The organism is Candidatus Epulonipiscium sp., from assembly GCA_012519205.1.
Classification (GTDB): domain Bacteria; phylum Bacillota; class Clostridia; order Lachnospirales; family Defluviitaleaceae; genus JAAYQR01.
On the sequence record JAAYQR010000010.1, the window covers coordinates 123,671 to 143,185 of the forward strand.

Sequence of the window (19,515 nt, forward strand, 5' to 3'; positions counted from 1 at the left end):
GAATGCAAAAATGAAGAGAAAAAACATATGGACTCTGTTCTTTATACTGGTAATTACTTTTATTTTTCCAGCGTCGGCATCTGCTGCCAAGAACTTTTATACCTATACCTATGATTATTGGGGGGATGAAAGGGAATCCCCGGATGCATATGTACCAGGAATTGTGCTAATGGGGCAGGACTTAGGTACCATAAATCTTAGAGAGCCCCAAGGAATGTTCGTCAAGGAAAATAAGGTTTATATAGCGGACTCCGGTAATAACAGAATCATAATAGCCGAAAAAACTAATCAAGGTTTTCAGCTGTACGGGATTATTGAATCCTTTGTATTAGAAGGGGAAAAAAGCACCTTATCCTATCCCCAAGATGTATTTGTAAAGGAAAATGGAGATATTTATATTTGTGATACCAATAATCAAAGGGTTTTACATTTGGACAAAAACTTAAACTTTATTAAGCAGATTGCAAAGCCTAAAGATGAAACCATAGAAGGAACATCGGAGTTTTTGGTACAAAAATTAGTAGTCGATGATGCAAATAGAGTTTATGTGCTGGTGAAGAATGTGAACAAAGGATTGATGGAATTTGATTCGGAAGGCACCTTTACAGGATATATAGGAGCAAACAAAGTAATCGCAAATATTACAGACTATATTTGGAAGAGTATTTCAACAAAGGCTCAAAGGGCACAAATGGAGCTGTTTGTTCCGACAGAATATAATAATGTAGCCTTAGATAAAGAAGGTTTTATTTATACCACAACTAGTACCCTTGATAATAAGGATATCTATACTGGGACAGCAACTCCTATCAGAAAGCTTAACTCCATGGGGACGGATATTTTGATTAGAAATGGTTTTCATCCCCCTATAGGGGATATCTACTGGGGAAAAGCAGGAGGAATTAATGGGCCATCAAGACTTATAGATATTGTTCCCTTGGAAAACGATTCTTATAGTGCCATAGATAGGGTAAGAGGTAGGATTTTTACCTATGATTCCCAAGGAAACCTTTTGTATGCCTTTGGAGGTTTGGGAAATAAAACAGGATATTTTCAATATCCTTCTGCCATAGAAGCCATGGGAGATTCCTTATTAGTTCTAGACTATAGATCGGGTACTATACAAGAATTACTCATTACTGAGTATGGAAAGTTAATCAATCAAGGTTTAGCACTATATCAAAAAGGAAGATATGAGGAATCGGCAGAAAAGTGGGAAGAAGTGCTAAAACTAAACGGCAATTATGATTTAGCATATGTGGGAATCGGCCGTTCCCTGCTACGCCAAGGGGAATATAAAAAGGCGATGGAATACTTTAAGCTGAAAATGGATTTTAAAAATTATTCGAAGGCCTATAAGTTTTATCGTAAGCAATGGATAGAAGAAAATATCGCCTGGATTATCTTAGGGTTAGTTTTATTATATATACTCCCTAAAATCAAAAGATTAATCGTGAAAATCATTATGCTAAGGAAAACGGAGGTAGAGCGATGAGAGCAATGATGGAAAAGACAGAATCTCTAAACCAAAGCAAACTCCAAAACTTATTAAAATCCTTAAAGTTTTCCTTACATGTTATAGTTAGACCTTTTGATGGGTTTTGGGACTTGATCCACGAAAAAAGAGGTTCAATAGGGGCAGCCAATATTATTTTTATAATGGTACTGATTACAAATGTCTTAAAAATGCAGTTTACCAGTTTTCTTTTTTATAGGATTCAACTGGAATATGTGAATATGTTTAAGGTGCTTTTGGGGATTATTGTCCCCTTTGGGATTTGGTGTGTTTCCAACTGGAGTTTAACTACCTTAATGGATGGAAAGGGTAGTTTAAAAGATATATATATGGCAACCGCTTACGCCTTTACCCCTTATGTTTTGATCAACCTTCCCATGACTGTGATAAGCAACCTAATCACCCTTGAAGAAGGGGCATTTTATCAGTACTTTATAGCATTTGCAATGTTATGGTGTATATTCCTTATCCTATGTGCCATGATGATGATCCATGATTATTCCATGGGAAAAGCCATATTTTCAAGCTTACTTACAATCGTTGGGATGGGAGTTATCATATTCTTAACATTACTCTTCTTTAGTCTGATAAGTGATGGAATCGGGTACCTTATCTCCTTGTATAAAGAAATCGTATTTAGGTTTTATTAAAATGGACCTGAAAGGAGGGGACTGGCGACTATGAAATATAAGGTAATTCTATTATTGATGGTACTGTCCATAGGTTTTACCGGATGCCAAAGTAAGGTCAGTAATAGTAATATTTCAGAAATTTATGGCTATGAAGCCACAGATGAAAAGGAAATACTTGTTGAAAACGATAAATTAAAGCTTCATTTTGATACGGAGACAACTCAATTTTATGTAAGAGATAAGGGCACAGGAGCTATCTGGTATTCTAATCCCCAGGATGTAATGGATGACCCCTTAGCAGATAAAAGTATAAAGGATGCTCTTTTGTCAACCTTATCCATAGAATACAGCACAGCAGCTGGTGTAACAACCACCTTAAACAATTATACCTATAGTATAAAAAATAGTTTGTATACCTATGAAAAACTTGATAATGGGATTAAGGTATCTTATTCGATTGGAAATATAGAAAAAACCTATAGCATACCACCGGCAGCACCGGAGAGTCGTTTTAAGGCATTTTACGATTTGATGGAAAGAGGGGAGCAAAAAAAGCTAGACCAATATTATAGAAGAATCGATATTAACTCCCTAAGAGCAACGGACAATAAAACAGAACTCCTTCAAAAATATCCTGATCTAGAGGAGGAAAGAGTTTATGTTCTTAGGGATAATACCCAGGAATATTTAAAAGCAAATATTGAAAAAATGTTTGAAAAAGTTGGCTATACCTATGAGGATTATGAAGAAGATGTCAATAGGTACAATACCTCTTTTAAATCGGAGAAACCTGTATTTAATGTATCCATCATATATGAATTAGATGGTGATAACTTGCTGGTTAGCATACCTATAGAGGAAATCAGCTATAAGAAAGAATATCCTATCACAAAAATCAAACCCCTAGCTTATTTTGGGGCGGGGGGAGATAAGGAGGATGGATTCATCATCGTACCCGATGGCTCAGGAGGACTTATTAATTTTAATAACGGTAAGAATACGCAAAGTGCATACATCAATTCCGTCTATGGATGGGATAATTCCTTAAAAAGAACAGCACTTATTGATGAAAACAGAGCAGTATTTCCAGTCTTTGGAATAAGTAAAAACAATGCTTCATTTTTATGTTTGTTAGAAGAAGGCGACGCTTATGCAGATATTGAAGCAGATGTAAGTGGGAGACTTCATACTTATAACTACGCAGCAGCCAGTTATACCTTAATTCATGGGGAAGTCCTAGACATATCTGCTAAATCGGATAAAACAGTTAAGGTTTACCAAGAGAGCCTTCCTAAAGGGGTTATAACCCAGAGGTATCACTTTATAGATTCTCCAAGCTATGTAGATATGGCCATAGGATATAGAGAATATTTGATGGATAGATACCCACAGCTAACAAAACTTGGAAATTCAAAAGTACCCCTTACTGTAGAAATTGTCGGGGCTATCGATAGGGTAAAGCAAAAATTTGGGGTTCCAATAAGTGTATCTGAGCCTCTTACAACATACAAAGAAGCCAAAACCATGACAAAGGAGCTATTAGATGCAGGATTTGACAATATGGATGTCAAATATAACGGTTGGTTTAATAAAGGGGTAGAACATAAAATTCCAAGTAAAATCAAGTTAATATCAGAATTAGGAAGTAAGAAGGATTTTATAGAAATGGTTGAATATATAGAAAGCCAAAATATTGATTTTTACGTTGAAGCGGATTTTTTATCTATGAGACATAACTCTTTATGGGATGATTTCTATACAAATCGTGACTCGGCAAAATTCATAAACCGCGAATTGGTAAAGCTTACTCCTTTTAATCCTATTCATTTTGGAGAATCGAATTATCTAGACAGCTATTATATTGCAAAACCTGATTATTATTTAAGATTAATCGAAAAATTTTCCAATAACTTAAGCAAATTAAAAGTTAATAATATCGCTTTTAATGGTATAGGAACCCACTTGAACTCTGACTATAATCCAAAAGATACAACCCATCGTCAAGAGGTTGTAAAGCTTCAGCAAGATAAGGTGGCACAGATAAGGGAAAAAGGGACTAAAGTAATGATTCGTACTGGCAATTCGTATATGTTACCTTATGTGGATTCCATAGTCGATATGAAATTAGATAGTAAAGGATTTATTATCATTGATGAGGAAATTCCTTTTTACCCAATTGCTCTTCATGGACTTATTCCCTATGCTGGGGAGGCAGTTAATTTAGCAGGAAATTATGAGAAAAACATACTAAAAACCCTAGAAACAGGGGCAGGTTTATATTTTGTTTTTATGGATGAACCCGTAGCCACCCTACAAGAAACCAATTACACCAGATATTTTGCAGCAGATTATTCTAAGTGGGTTGATTCCGGTTCAGAACTTAATTCTAAGATTAAAAAAGACCTAGGCCATACTTACAATCTTTTTATTGTGGATCATAAGAAAGTAGATGAAAAAGTATATTTGACAGAGTACGAAGATGGCACCCAAGTAATCGTCAATTATAATGCAACCCCGTATAACTATAAAGGCAGTGAGATTTCAGGGCTAAACTATAGGGTAGAAAGGGGAATAGACAGATGAAATTTAAAAAAAGAACCTTAGCACAAAAAGATGCTATGGCGGGATATTTATTCATTCTACCATTTATAATCGGTTTTCTAGCCTTTATGGTTTTACCCCTTATAGAGTCATTTAAGATGAGCTTTTCTAATGTGACCTTCCCTACCGGGGGCTTTGAGATGAAATTTATCGGGCTCAAAAACTATATTAAGGTTTTTACAGTGGACCCTGAATACAATAGGCTTTTATCTGAAGAAATTATAAAAATGGTGCTAGATGTCCCTATTACAATAATATTTAGTTTCTTTATTGCATTGATATTAAATCAAAGATTTAAGGGAAGAGGTTTGGTAAGGGCTATCTTCTTCCTACCGGTTATATTGTCCTCTGGGGTGATGGTAGGTTTAGAGTACAATAATACCTTATTGCAGGGCATGAAAGAAGTTATAGAAAAATCTTCTAATATCAATAGTATCACATCCACCTTAGAGGAAATATTACTATCTGGAAGTAGCATGGGTACTGGATTTATGAAATATATCTTTGATGCCGTAAATCATGTTTATGATATTGCCATAGCTTCTGGGATACAAATTATTATTTTTTTATCAGGGCTTCAAACAATATCTAACAGTTTGTTTGAAGTGGCAAAAATAGAAGGGGCCACTGCCTGGGAAACATTTTGGAAGGTTACCGTGCCCATGATTAGTTCACTTATATTAGTTAATGTGATTTATACCATCATCGATTTCTTTATCCGATCTGATAATAAGGTTATGGAAAAAATCAGCGATACAATGATTGCAAAATTAGATTATGGTTTTAGCTCGGCCATGGCGTGGATATATTTTATAGTAGTAATGATAATCATCGCTATTGTGTCAGCTATAATCTCAAAGAGGGTATATTACTATGAATAAACTAAAAATAAAAATTAAAACTTTCATAGAAAAAAATAAAAAATCCAATGGATATCATCTAAAAAAGACTATGGGCAGTGGTATATATAGGTTTCTAAGAGCCATTTTGCTATTTGGCTTATGCTTTCTTATCATACAGCCTTTGTTAAATAAAATATCCGTAAGTTTTATGGCAGAAAAGGATTTATACGATGCAACGGTTATCAGCATTCCGCGGAATTTTACCCTTGATAACTATAAATTAACCAGCAGTCTAATCAACTATCCAAAGGCTTTATTTACTTCTGCTTGGGTAGCATTTATTGTAAGTTTACTTCAGATTGCATCCTGCACCCTAGTTGGATATGGATTTGCCAGATTTAAATTCCCCTTTAAGAACTTCTGGTTTGCCTGTGTTATTTTAGTAATAGTTATTCCCCCGCAGACCATCATGACATCACTATATTTGCATTTTAAGTTTTTCGATATTTTTGGGCTTTTTAAACTATTTACAGGAAACTCAATAAATCTCATTAACACAATGTTTCCGTACCTTATGATGGTCTTAGGCTGCATGGGATTAAAAAGCGGACTATATATATTTATGATTCGTCAATTCTTTAGGGGAGTTCCAAAGGATATAGAGGAAGCCGCTTATATCGACGGCTGTGGAAAATTCAAAACCTTCTATGCCATCATGCTTCCAGATGCTAAACCTATTATTACTTCATGTTTCTTATTTGCATATGTATGGCAGTGGACAGATTCTTTCTACTCGAATATGTTCCTGAGACATTTAACTCTTTTACCCGGAGGATTGCGTTCTATTTCAGAAAGATTAAGTGACTGGGTGGTATCGACCATGGGAACCGGGTATCTTCCTTCCATAGGATACACCCAAGCCATGATATCTACAGGGATTTTGATGACGATAGTGCCTTTATTTATCATATATCTCATTGCACAAAAAGGTTTTGTAGAAAGCATTAGTCAATCAGGAATCAAAATGTAAGTCTATCTCGTATAAAAATGGGGATTCTCATTTTTAGAATAAATATCAATTTAAAGGAGGAAATAAAATGAAAGTATTAAAAAAAGCAGCAGCATTGTTATTGACTTTATCAGTAATAGTAACAGCAGCAGGTTGCGGACAAAAGCCAGATGAAAATCCAACCGAGCCTACAACAAAAGTAGAGGATGAAATACCTAATGAAAAACAAGAAGCTGAGGAAGATGTAAGAGATTTGGGTGGAAGAGAAATTATAATTGGTAACTGGTGGGAACCAGAAAACCCCGCAGAACCTCAAAACCAATATGAAGAAGACCAGTTGGCATACCGTGAGGAAATCCAAAAGAAATATAATTTTAAAATCAAAACAGTAAACATCGGTGGTTGGGGAGAAATCCAAGAATTGTTTATGACATCAGTTATGGCTGGAGACCCAGCGGCAGATGTATTTGTTCTTGATACAAGTTTTGTGGCACAACCACTTGCAGCAGGTTTATTTTATCCTGTTAGTGATTTAGGGGAATTTGATTTTACAAACGACAAATGGAATAAACAAGTTGTTGACTCCATGACTTACAATGGTAAAGTTTATGGATTCAGCCCATCAAAGCGTCTTGAGCCAAGAACAGGGGTATTCTTTAATAAGAGATTATTTGAGGAAGCCGGTTTAAGCCCAGAATTGCCATATGAACTACAAAAAAATGGTGAATGGACTTGGGATAAATTTAAAGAACTTTCTAAAACCTTAACAAGGGATAAAGATAACGATGGGGTTATGGATACCTATGCACTAGCAAGTTTCTCCAAGGATTTCTTTACTGCAGTAGCATTTGCTAACGATGCAAAATATATTGGAAAAGATGACAGCGGGCTATTTTACAATGCAACAGGAGAGCCAAATTTCTTAGAAGCTATGCAATGGGCAAGAAGTCTATACGATGAAGGTTATACAATGCCTCAACCTGAAGACAGCGAATGGAACTGGTTTGAAGCTGCATTCCATGATGGTCAAGTGGCAATGCGTGTAGCAGAAGAATATGTAAAGGGTAGCTTAGGAGATATGGAAGATGATTGGGGCTTTGTTTTATTCCCAGCAGGACCAAAAGGAAAGATGACAACTGTATTTAGAGAAAATATCCTTGTTATTCCTTCTTCTGCAAAAAATCCTGAAGAAATAGCATTTGCATTCAATCTTTGGAATGAACCTATTCCTGGATACGATGATAGCGAAGACTGGAAAAACAGCTTCTACCCTGCATATAGAGATGAAAGAGCAGTTGATGAAACCCTTAGTATGATGCACGATGGATATGGAATCCTAAGATTAGACCCTTATGTATACGGATTAGAAACTGGAGATATCTGTTATGGTCTTGATGCAGGAACTAAGACTCCAGCAGAAGCTATCGAAGGAGTTAAACAAACTTGGCAGGCATTAATCGATGATGCCAATGGTACTTTTAAATAAGATAAAAATTAATGGGTTATAGGTAGTAGTCAAGACTGCCTTAAGATACAATATTTGTCTTTAATGTGTTTTAAGGTAGTCTTTTTTTTGAACAAGAAAAGGAGTCCATCCATGAAAAAAAGAGTTCTATTTGATTATTTTGCATTATTAACATTCGTTTTTATTTTATTAAGCGGATGTGCATCAAAAAACAATAACCTTTCCCCTAAGGAATCTACCAAAAATCCCCCGGTAGAAAATCAGGACAAACAAGAACAAAAAGAACACCCAAGGGAAGATGAAATATCCTTAAGGGTGGAACTTGAAAAACCTAAGATAGTAAATAAGCTTATCCTAAGGGAAGATTTTGAAAATGGGAATCCGGGGTTTTCTCCTAGGGGCAGTGAAACCATCGAAATAATAAATAATCTATCATATCAAGGAAATAAATCCCTAAGGGTAGCCAATCGAAAGGAAACTTGGAACGGACCCATAATAGACTTGACAGATTCAATGATCCCAGGGGAAAAATATCATATCTCTGCGTGGCTAAAGTATGAGAATGCCGATGTAAACGAATTGATTATAGATTGTAAAGTAGAAAAAAATGGTAATGAATACCTTGATTTTGGGACGATTAAATTAACCCATGGAAAATGGGACAATCTCATAGGGGATATTGAACTTCCTAAGGATACAACTACTGCTGCAATATATTTTGAAACCATTTGGAAAACAAATCCCTCAAAAGAGGATTTAGTTGATTTTTATTTAGATACCATCGAACTGAATAAATTAGAGATAGAAACAAGTAAAATTCAACTTCCCAGTTTGGCAGAGGCGTATAAAGACTGCTTTAGTATGGGAATCTCCATCGTTAATGAAGACTTAAAAGATGAAGTTAAAAGAGAATTAATTACTGAACAATTTAACAGCATAACCATGGGAAATGAATTAAAACCAGATTATTTATTGGACTACAATGCTAGTATTTCTGACTCTAAGCATAATGAATCCCCAGTACTTAAATTTGATACTGCTAAGCCAGGGTTAGATTTTGCAAAAGAAAATGGACTAAAGTTCAGGGGGCATACCCTTATATGGCATAGCCAAACTCCCCGTTGGCTTTTCACAGAAGGATATTCTAAAAAAGAAGATGCTCCTTTGGTTTCTAGGGAAATTATGCTCAAGCGTATGGAAAATTATATAAGGCAAGTATTTGAATATACTAATGAAAACTATCCCGATTTAATCTATGGATGGGATGTGGTTAATGAAGCTATAAATCCCGATGATGGGGCCCAAAAAGGTTATCGTTCTAAGGATAGCCTATGGTACCAGGTCATAGGGGAAGACTATGTAGAAAAAGCCTTTGAGTATACTAGAAAATATGCGCCAAAAAACGTTAAGCTTTTTTACAATGACTATAATACCTATGAACCAGCCAGAAGAGTGGCCATCTACAACCTAGCCCAAGAATTAAAAGAAAAGGGATTAATAGATGGGATAGGGATGCAAAGCCATATTACAATAGACTATCCTTCTTTGGTGGATTATGAAGCAACTATAAAAAAATTTGCCCAGCTGGATTTAGAAATTCACATTACGGAACTGGATATGAACCTTCAATCCAATGGGGAGGAAGATTTCTTAAAACAAGCAAAACGCTATAAAAGATTATTTACTACTTTTAAAAGAATAAATGAGGAAAAAACAGCTAATATTACAAATGTTACCTTTTGGGGAATCAGCGATGAATACTCATGGCTCAATAAAGATGGACCTAATTATCCCCTTTTATTTAACAAATACTTACAACCTAAGGAAGCTTTTTGGGGAGTACTTAGGGATGTATCTGTACCATTATACTAAATAGATAACAGGAGGTATCAACATGGGAGAGTACATGGCATATAAAGATGAAAGTCTAAGCTTTGAGGAAAGGGCAAGGGACTTGGTATCTAGGATGACCCTAGAAGAAAAGGTATTTCAGACCCTTCATGGGGCTGCAGCCATTAAAAGATTAGGAGTAAAGGCATACAATTGGTGGAATGAGGCGCTACACGGGGTAGCAAGGGCAGGGGTAGCTACCGTATTTCCCCAAGCTATAGGATTAGGAGCAACTTTTGATGAAGACCTAATTGAGGAAATAGCAGATGTTATTTCTACTGAAGGAAGAGCCAAATTTAATATGCAACAAAAGTATAGTGATTTTGATATATACAAAGGCCTTACCTTTTGGTCCCCTAATGTCAATATCTTCCGTGACCCTAGATGGGGTAGGGGGCACGAAACCTTTGGGGAAGACCCCTATCTTAGCGGTAGATTAGGTTCAAGATTTGTCCAAGGCCTACAGGGCCACCATGAAAAATATATGAAGAGCGCAGCCTGTGCAAAGCATTTTGCGGTCCATAGCGGACCAGAGAATCTTCGACATAGTTTTAATGCCATTACATCTACCAAGGATTTATACGAGACCTATCTTCCAGCCTTTAAAACCTGCGTAGAAGAGGCAAAGGTAGAAGCCATCATGGGTGCTTACAACCGTACCAATGATGAGCCTTGCTGCGGTAGTAAGGCCCTACTGGTAGATATTCTAAGAGGGGAGTGGGAATTTGAAGGTCATGTGGTTTCTGACTGCTGGGCAATCAAAGACTTCCACGAATATCATATGGTTACATCTACAGCAGTAGAGTCCGTTGCCCTTGCCATGAATAACGGCTGCGACCTTAACTGTGGAAACATATACGGCAATTTACTAATAGCTCTAAGGGAAAATATGGTTTCTGAAGAAACCATAGATAAGGCAGTAACAAGGCTCATGACCACTAGGATGAAGCTTGGACTATTTGATGCCGAGGATAAGGTGCCCTATAATACTATAGGCTATGAAAAGGTAGATTGTAAGGAACATAAAGAACTAAACCTAAGGGCAGCTAGAAAATCCCTAGTACTTCTTAAAAATCAAGATAGTCTATTGCCACTTGATAAGAAAAAACTTAAAACAGTAGGTGTAATTGGTCCTAATGCCAATAACCGCAAGGCCCTTGTTGGTAATTATGAAGGAACAGCTTCAGAATATATCACAGTTTTAGAAGGCCTTAAGAATTATTTAGAAGAGGATGTAAGGGTGCTTTATTCTGAGGGCTGTCACTTATTTAAAGAAAAAGTATCGGGTTTAGCAGAAAAAAATGATAGAATAGCAGAGGCAAAAGCCGTGGCAGATGCCAGTGATATCGTCATTGTCTGCATGGGATTAGACCCTGGATTAGAAGGGGAAGAAGGAGATCAAGGCAATGAATTCGCCAGTGGAGATAAAAAGGATCTAAACCTTCCGGGGATTCAAGAAGAAGTGCTAAAGGAAATCTACAATATGGGCAAACCAGTCGTATTGGTGTTATTATCCGGAAGTGCCCTAGCTGTTACTTGGGCAGATAAAAATATTCCAGCTATTATCCAGGGCTGGTATCCCGGAGCCCAAGGTGGAAGGGCCATTGCTGAGATGATATTTGGTGAATATAGTCCCGAAGGAAAACTACCGGTTACTTTTTACCGCACCACAGAGGAACTGCCTGAATTTACGGATTATTCCATGGAAAACAGAACCTATAGATATATGGAGCAAGAAGCCCTATATCCCTTTGGTTATGGACTTGGCTACACGGGGTTTACCTTTAAAAATCTTGAAATCAAAACAAAAGGCAAGAAAAAAATATTGAAAACCTTAGATTTGGACGAAGATATCCTATGCAGTATCGATGTGAAAAACATCGGGGACTTAGAAGGTGCCGAAACCGTACAAGTATATATAGAAGTTGAGGGGGAAGATACTCCTAACTGGCAATTAAAAGGGCTTAAAAAGATTCACCTTAAGCCCCAAGAAGAAACCACCATTACGATTCAACTCCCAAAAGAAGCCTTTGGACTATATGACGAAGAAGGCAAACTGACCTATAAGAAGGGGCAGTACAAAATCCATATGGGAGGATCCCAACCGGATAAAAGAAGTATTGCCTTAACAGGACAAAAACCCCTAAGTAAAACCCTCCAATACTAAAATCATACCAATACAGATACCCCCCTCATAGGGCAGGCATAAAAGCCTGCCCAAGTTTTATGCAATAAAATATATAGATTGCCTTGACTATTGTTCTTGTAAAAGCTACTATTGCAAATGAAAGATAACTTATATCAAGCAAATAAAACCAACTCATTAGGAGGTCGCAATGATAAAAATAATTAAAGAATTAAAACCATTCACTCTATCGGTTATGGTCATTATCGCCTTGCTTTTTATGCAGGCCATCACCGAACTTGCTCTCCCTGATTATATGTCTAATATCGTCAATGTAGGAATACAGCAAAACGGTATCGAAAACACCGCTCCTAGGGTGATTAGAGTCAGGGAAATGGACAAGATTAAGCTATTTTTAAACGATGAAGAAAGAACCATCATCGACGAAAATTATAAGGTAATAAGTAAGAGTACCCTTAAAGGGAAGGACTATAATCTGTATATCAAAAAATATCCCATCCTCAGAAAGGACGATTTATATGTTTTAAATCCCTCTTCAAAGGATACAATAGAAGCCCTTGCCTCCTTTCTGAGCAAGCCCATGCTTATAGTGGAGACCATAGAAAAAGGGGTTTTTAGTGAAAAAATGTCGCTACCCGAGGGGGCGGATCCGTTTGTTGCGCTATCTAAATTATCCCAGGAGCAGGTAGATATCATAAAAACTAAAGCTAATGAACAATTTAAATCCCTGCCTGAATCCATGATAAGCCAAGGTGCCACTAATTATATTAAATCTGAATACGAGGCCATAGGGATAAACATAAATAAACTTCAATCCAATTATATCCTATCTATTGGAGGAATTATGCTGCTTATATCCTTATTAAGTATGGGAGCAGCCATATCCGTTGGATTTTTATCAGCTAGAACTTCTGCAGGACTTGGGAAAAACCTCAGGGATAAGGTGTTCAAAAAAGTCACCACCTTTTCTAATAGTGAATTTGATGACTTTTCTACAGCTTCTTTAATTACTAGAAGCACCAATGATATACAGCAGGTTCAGATGTTTACAGTAATGCTTCTTAGAATGGTATTTTACGCCCCTATTATAGGAATCGGTGGGGTTATCAGAGCCCTAAGGACAAACACTTCCATGGCTTGGATAGTGGGGGTTGGGGTTTTGGCAATACTGACCTTGGTGATACTTCTTTTTTCTGTAACAATGCCCAAGTTTAAAATTCTACAAAAGCTTGTAGATAAGGTAAATAGGGTAATGAGAGAATCCCTTAATGGGATGCTTGTCATAAGGGCCTTTAATACCCAAAAGATAGAAGAAAATAAATTTGATAAGGCCAATAAAAACTTAACAAAAACTAACCTTTTTGTATCTAGAATGATGACCTTTATGATGCCTACTATGATGTTCATTATGAATGGAATCATTTTACTTATCATATGGGTAGGAGCTCATGAAATAGAAAATGGTACCATACAAGTAGGGGATATGATGGCATTTATGCAGTATTCCATGCAAATTATCATGGCTTTCCTTATGATATCCTTGGTTTCTATTATCCTGCCCAGGGCTTCTGTATCAGCCCAAAGAATTTCTGAGGTACTAGATAAGAATACTTTGATAAACGACCCTGAAAACCCTATGAAGGTTACAGGTAATAAGGGCTTATTAGAATTTAGAAATGTAAGTTTTAGATATCCTAATGCTGAAGAATGTGTTCTTCAAGATATATCTTTTGTAGCAAAACCAGGGCAAACCACTGCCTTTATTGGAAGTACAGGCAGTGGAAAATCCACATTAATTAATCTTATTCCAAGATTTTATGATGTAACCAAGGGGGAAATTCTCCTTAACGGAGTTGATATAAGACATATGAAACTCCATGATATAAGGGAAAGAATTGGATATGTTCCCCAAAAAAGCATCTTGTTTTCCGGAACAATAGAAAGCAATCTAAAGTACGGTAAAAATGCCAATGTAGAAGATGAAGCTATAAAAAGAGCCATAAGAATAGCCCAGGCTAAAGAGTTTATCGATACAAAAGAAGAAGGGTTTTCTTCTGAAATATCCCAAGGGGGTACTAATGTATCCGGAGGCCAAAGACAAAGATTGTCCATTGCAAGAGCCTTGGCAAAAAGTCCTGAACTATTTATCTTCGATGATAGTTTTTCAGCCCTAGACTTTAGAACCGATGCCACCCTTAGAAAGGCTATGAAGGAAGAACTAAAAGACAGAACCATCTTAATCGTTGCTCAAAGAATCAATACCATAAGAAATGCCGAAAATATCATCGTTTTAGACGAAGGAAAAGTAGTAGGCATGGGTAGCCATAAGGAACTTCTTAAAACTTGCGATGTATATAAACAAATTGCACTATCTCAGCTATCAGAGGAGGAACTGGCAATATGAGTGAAAAAAATATAAAAACTCCTAGACCAATGAGGGGCCCCATGGGCCGTGGGGGAAATTTTGAAAAACCCAAGGACTTTAAGGGCACTTTTTCAAAACTTTTGGCTTATCTAAGGCCTTACAATATAAAACTTATAATTGTTATGCTATTTGCCGTAGGAAGCACCGTTTTTTCTATAGCAGGGCCTAAAATACTCGGTAAAGTCACGACCAAAATATTTGAAGGATTGATCTTGAAGGTAACAGGAGCCGGTGCTGGCATGGATTTCATATATATCCGAAATATCGTTTTTATTTTACTGGGATTGTATTTTATCTCTGCGGTATTTTCCTATATACAAGGCTTTATCGTAACTGGGGTATCCCAAAAGATATCCTATAATCTAAGAAAAGAAATATCCATAAAAATCAATAAACTCCCCCTAAAGTATTTTGATACCATCTCCCATGGAGATGTATTATCTAGGGTTACCAATGATGTTGATACCATTAGCCAAACCCTAAACCAAAGCATGAGCCAAATCATTACATCGACAGTCACTCTTTTTGGAGTACTAATTATGATGCTCTCCATAAGCTGGCAGATGACTATTGTTGCTGTTTTGATACTGCCTATTTCTATGGTTTTGGTTATGGGAATCATTAAAAAATCACAAAAATACTTTAAAGCCCAACAGGAATTTTTGGGTAAGGTAAATGGCCATATAGAAGAAGTTTACGGAGGCCATAATATTATGAAGGCATTTAACGCTGAAGAAAAAGTAATCGACGCATTCGAAAAAATCAACGATAAGCTTTATGGTTCTGCATGGAAATCTCAATTTCTTTCTGGAATGATGATGCCTCTTATGGGTTTTGTAGGAAACCTAGGGTATGTGGCCGTTTCGATTTTAGGGGGTTGGTTTGCCATTAGAAAAACCATAGAAGTGGGAGATATCCTTTCTTTTATCCAATACATCAGAAGCTTTACCCAACCCATAGGACAAGTAGCCCAAATCAGTAATGTCCTTCAATCCACAGTAGCTGCTGCTGAGAGGGTATTCGAGTTCTTGGAAGAAGAGGAAGAAATAAAAGAAACCACAGATCCAATAAAATTAGAAAAAGTTGAAGGAAGGGTAACCTTTAAGAATGTCAAGTTTGGATATGACCCGGATAAAATAATAATCAATGATTTTTCTGCAGATATCAAACCAGGGCAAAAAGTCGCTATAGTAGGACCTACAGGAGCAGGAAAAACCACAATCGTTAAACTTCTTATGAGATTCTACGAATTAAACGAAGGGCAGATTTTCGTAGATGGAAAAGACATCAAAGACTTCACTAGGGAAGATCTCCGAGATGATTTTGGTATGGTACTACAAGATACCTGGCTCTTTTCGGGGACCATCGAAGAAAATATAGGGTACGGAAAGCCCAATTCCACTAAGCAAGAGGTGGTACAGGCAGCCAAAGCCGCCCATACCCATAGATTTATTAAAACCTTGCCTGAAGGATATAATATGCTCATAAATGAAGAAGCCAGCAATATCTCTCAAGGTCAAAAACAACTCCTAACCATAGCAAGGGCCATACTCAAAGATCCAAAAATCCTAATACTGGACGAAGCTACTTCCTCCGTAGATACAAGGACAGAGGTGCTCATACAAAGGGCTATGGAAAACCTAATGAAAGGCAGAACCTCCTTTATCATCGCCCACAGACTTTCTACCATAAAGGATGCCGATTTGATTCTCGTTATGAAAGAAGGAGACATCATCGAGCAAGGCAGCCATAAGGAACTTCTCGAAAAGAACGGTTTTTATGCAGAACTATATAATAGCCAGTTTACAGCATAAAAGATTCCTCAGTCCATTCGAAGTGACAATGAGATAGATTAGTGATATAATTAGGGCATTTCAAAATAATTTTATTATACCACCAAATCTAGGGGGATTTATATGAATGAAAACGAAATAATCATCAAAAAACTATACGATATGGATAAAAGATTGACCAAATTAGAAGAAGAAATATATAAGGATAAGAAATCAACATTGCAGACTACCTTAGTACAAGGGACAAAGAAGCCAACAGTAACCCCTACTGTTCATCCAAAAAATATTATTCCTCAGACCACCCCTAAGCCATCAGAACCTCCTATAATAGTCAAAAAGGAACCCAAAAATCTAGAAATGGAGCTAGGGGGCAAATGGATTAATAGGGTAGGTATTATGGCCTTAATCCTTGCTGCAGCCTTTTTCCTTAAGTATTCCTTTGATAACAATCTAATAGGACCTCAGGGAAGGATTCTTATAGGGGTATTGTTTGGGGTTTCTATGCTTATATCTGGGGACTTACTCTTTAAGAAATACCGCATTCCTTCCGAGGGGCTAATGGGTGGTGGGATTGCCATACTTTGTTTTACCGTATTTGCAGCCTTTGCTTTTTATAATTTAATTGGGCAAAGTATTACCTTTATCTTATTTGTCCTTATTATCTTAGCAAGTACATTCCTAGCCATAAAAAACGATACTGTAACCATTATGCATCTGGGGGTTTTGACTGGATTTCTAACCCCATTTCTATTATCTAGTGGGGAAACTAACGATGTGTTTTTCTTAGCCTATTTAGTTATTTTAAATCTTGGAATTGTTATTATTTCATATTATAAGAACTGGAAGTCCCTGTTTAACTTTGCTTTTTTTGCTACCCATTTTTGTTTTTTGGGATGGCTAATTGGCAGATTTGTAATTGATGTAGCTGGGGTAGAAAAGATTCAGTTCTTTACAGGGTTTTTGCCTTTGATTGTGATATTTGCTGAGTTTTTAGTGATATCGATTTTAATGAACCTAAACCTAAAAAACAAGAAAACCCATTTGAAATTTGATTTCTTTTTAATATTTATAAATGCCATAGTCTTTTATGCCGAAGGCTACAAAATGCTGTTAAAGTATAACGATAGCCTTTTAGGTATCTTTACCATTGTTATCGCCCTATTATATCTTGGGATTTACTTTGGAATCCGAAAATTTATTGATGCGTATAAGAACTTCCTTACTTTTTTACTTTTGGTTTCTCTAACCTTTATTACCATAGCCATACCCGTACAATTAGAGGGGAGATTTTTATCCTTGGCATGGGCAATAGAAGCCTTTGCCCTCTCCTATTTATCTACCAAAACGGAATATATAAAGATTTATTTTTCTTATATTATCGTAATGATAATTGCCTTAATTAGTTTATGGGTTAATTTGATTTATATAGGAAATGATATAACCAAGATACCTTTTTTAAACATCAATTCCATAATATATATTACTTCCATTGTTGTTCTTTTTGGATCATTATGGGCAAATCGAAAGGATAAATCCGGTATTAATATCATTTTTACAGTGATTCTCAACCTATTCTTAATAGGTTTCTTCCTGGCGGATACCTCCAATATTTTTGGAAGATTGATAGAAAAAGCCCAGTCCCTAGGGCAACAGGAAAAAATCGAAAAATATATCTATATGGAAAATCTTATCGGATCATTGGTTGTTCTTTTATATTCAATTATTTTAATCTTTATAGGCTTTATCAAAAATAGCAAGTCCATGAGGATACTTTCCCTTTGTTTGTTTATTTTAGTTATTTTTAAAGTGTTTCTATTTGATCTTTCTTCATTAATAGGCATATATAGGATACTGTCCTTTATGGTATTGGGAGTTATACTAATTGGTATATCCTTCATATACCAAAAATATAAAAATCTCATTTTGGGGGAGGATGCTGATGAAGCTTAAAAAAACCTTGGGTTTAATGGGAATGCTTATACTTTTTTTAAATCCGATAAATGATGGTTTTGCCCAGGATATTACCCCTAATAAATTTCAATATTTCAAGAAAATACCTCAAATGGGAAAGGGCTTAAGCTCCATAAAGCTAGATGCTCAGGTATATGACTCTGCCGGTCATTTAGTTCCAGATATACGAATATTTGATCAAGATGGAGTAGAGGTGCCGTACCATAAATATAATGGATTTTCTAAGGAAAATGTAGAAACAATAGATTTTCGCATACTCAACCTTTCCGAAGATCAGGAGATTCTTAGGGCAGATTTTATTAGGGAATCCTCTTTAGTAGAAACCTATGATCAAATTACCATAGATATAGCTAGCCGTAACTTTTTACTATCTCCCAATCTCTATGGAAGTACGGACGGAAGGGACTTTTTTCCCATCCACACAAAGGGGTATATTTATAGTTTTGATGATATAAATAAAGGGCATAATAACATTATTGCCTTTGATGAGGTAAATTACAATTACCTAAGGGCAGAATTTGAAATAGCCATGGGAAGGGTATCCCCTAAAGATATAAGTAAGGTATCCTATACTAAAAACCTGCCCTATATTCCTATGGAAAAACAAATAGAATCCGACATTGTATCCCTTACTCAGATTGAAAAGACCACAGAAATAGTTCTTGATATGCACTATACAAATCTCCCCCTATCCGCCATAACGATAAACGCAGATGGCAAAAACTACTATAGGGTAGTAAAGATTTTAACAGGTGATGAGATAAAGAAAATGAACCTAATTGCAGAGGACGTTATTTCTTCCTTTGATATAGGGGATTATAAAGTGGATAACAATAAAATAAAAATTGACACTACCTGTCAAAGATATGTAAAACTCATCATCAATAATGAAGACAATGCTTCCCTAAAGATTGGGGGGATAGATTTCTTTTATCTGCCAGATACCTTAGTATTTGAGACAGAACTTGATAAAACTTATAGCCTGTATTATGGCAGTAAGGCCTATAGGGCTCCGATATACGATATCTCCTATATAGCAGCCCATATAGATGAAAAAACCCTCCAAGAATCCCAATTAGGGCAAGAAAATATCAATCAAAATTACAAAAAACAAGACATTCCCTTTACTGAAAGAAATCCTTATATTACAACGATTTCCATCGCGCTGGCTGTAGGGGTATTAGGACTTATAGTAGCAAAAAACTTAAGGGATAAATAATTTTAT

12 protein-coding genes are annotated in these 19,515 nt (G+C 36.2%); all 12 read left to right on the forward strand.

The features are described from left to right. Positions 1 to 10 precede the first annotated feature (10 nt). The 12 genes from GX308_02810 to GX308_02865 all read left to right on the forward strand — a co-directional run bounded on the left by GX308_02810 (position 11) and on the right by GX308_02865 (position 19,509). A complete protein-coding gene (locus GX308_02810; GenBank protein ID NLK21027.1) occupies positions 11 to 1,495 on the forward strand; it encodes a tetratricopeptide repeat protein in 1,485 nt (494 codons plus the stop codon). Next, positions 1,492 to 2,166, forward strand: coding sequence for a YIP1 family protein (locus GX308_02815; GenBank protein ID NLK21028.1), 675 nt, complete (start codon positions 1,492 to 1,494; stop codon positions 2,164 to 2,166). Before GX308_02810 ends, GX308_02815 begins: the two co-directional genes overlap by 4 nt. Positions 2,167 to 2,196: 30 nt before the next feature. After that, positions 2,197 to 4,731: a hypothetical protein gene (locus GX308_02820; protein ID NLK21029.1), complete on the forward strand. Its 2,535-nt coding sequence runs from the start codon at positions 2,197 to 2,199 to the stop codon at positions 4,729 to 4,731. Beyond that, on the forward strand, positions 4,728 to 5,630 hold the full coding sequence (locus tag GX308_02825; GenBank protein NLK21030.1) for a sugar ABC transporter permease: 903 nt from the start codon (positions 4,728 to 4,730) through the stop codon (positions 5,628 to 5,630). Before GX308_02820 ends, GX308_02825 begins: the two co-directional genes overlap by 4 nt. Next, complete coding sequence (locus tag GX308_02830) at positions 5,623 to 6,621, forward strand: carbohydrate ABC transporter permease (GenBank protein NLK21031.1); 999 nt, start codon at positions 5,623 to 5,625, stop codon at positions 6,619 to 6,621. Before GX308_02825 ends, GX308_02830 begins: the two co-directional genes overlap by 8 nt. A 67-nt stretch (positions 6,622 to 6,688) precedes the next feature. Then, on the forward strand, positions 6,689 to 8,086 hold the full coding sequence (locus GX308_02835) for an extracellular solute-binding protein (GenBank protein NLK21032.1): 1,398 nt from the start codon (positions 6,689 to 6,691) through the stop codon (positions 8,084 to 8,086). Between the two features lie 111 nt (positions 8,087 to 8,197). Beyond that, a complete protein-coding gene (locus GX308_02840; protein ID NLK21033.1) occupies positions 8,198 to 9,937 on the forward strand; it encodes a glycoside hydrolase in 1,740 nt (579 codons plus the stop codon). Between the two features lie 34 nt (positions 9,938 to 9,971). After that, on the forward strand, positions 9,972 to 12,122 hold the full coding sequence (locus tag GX308_02845; protein ID NLK21034.1) for a glycoside hydrolase family 3 protein: 2,151 nt from the start codon (positions 9,972 to 9,974) through the stop codon (positions 12,120 to 12,122). 169 nt (positions 12,123 to 12,291) lie between these two features. Further along, on the forward strand, positions 12,292 to 14,505 hold the full coding sequence (locus GX308_02850; protein ID NLK21035.1) for an ABC transporter ATP-binding protein: 2,214 nt from the start codon (positions 12,292 to 12,294) through the stop codon (positions 14,503 to 14,505). Continuing rightward, positions 14,502 to 16,340 (forward strand): ABC transporter ATP-binding protein, encoded by a 1,839-nt coding sequence (locus GX308_02855; GenBank protein ID NLK21036.1) that lies wholly within the window; start codon positions 14,502 to 14,504, stop codon positions 16,338 to 16,340. Before GX308_02850 ends, GX308_02855 begins: the two co-directional genes overlap by 4 nt. Positions 16,341 to 16,442: 102 nt before the next feature. Next, positions 16,443 to 18,269 carry a DUF2339 domain-containing protein gene (locus GX308_02860; protein NLK21037.1) on the forward strand — a complete coding sequence of 609 codons (1,827 nt, stop codon included), beginning with the start codon at positions 16,443 to 16,445 and terminating at the stop codon, positions 18,267 to 18,269. After that, positions 18,259 to 19,509 (forward strand): hypothetical protein, encoded by a 1,251-nt coding sequence (locus tag GX308_02865; GenBank protein ID NLK21038.1) that lies wholly within the window; start codon positions 18,259 to 18,261, stop codon positions 19,507 to 19,509. Before GX308_02860 ends, GX308_02865 begins: the two co-directional genes overlap by 11 nt. The last annotated feature ends 6 nt before the right edge of the window (positions 19,510 to 19,515 follow it).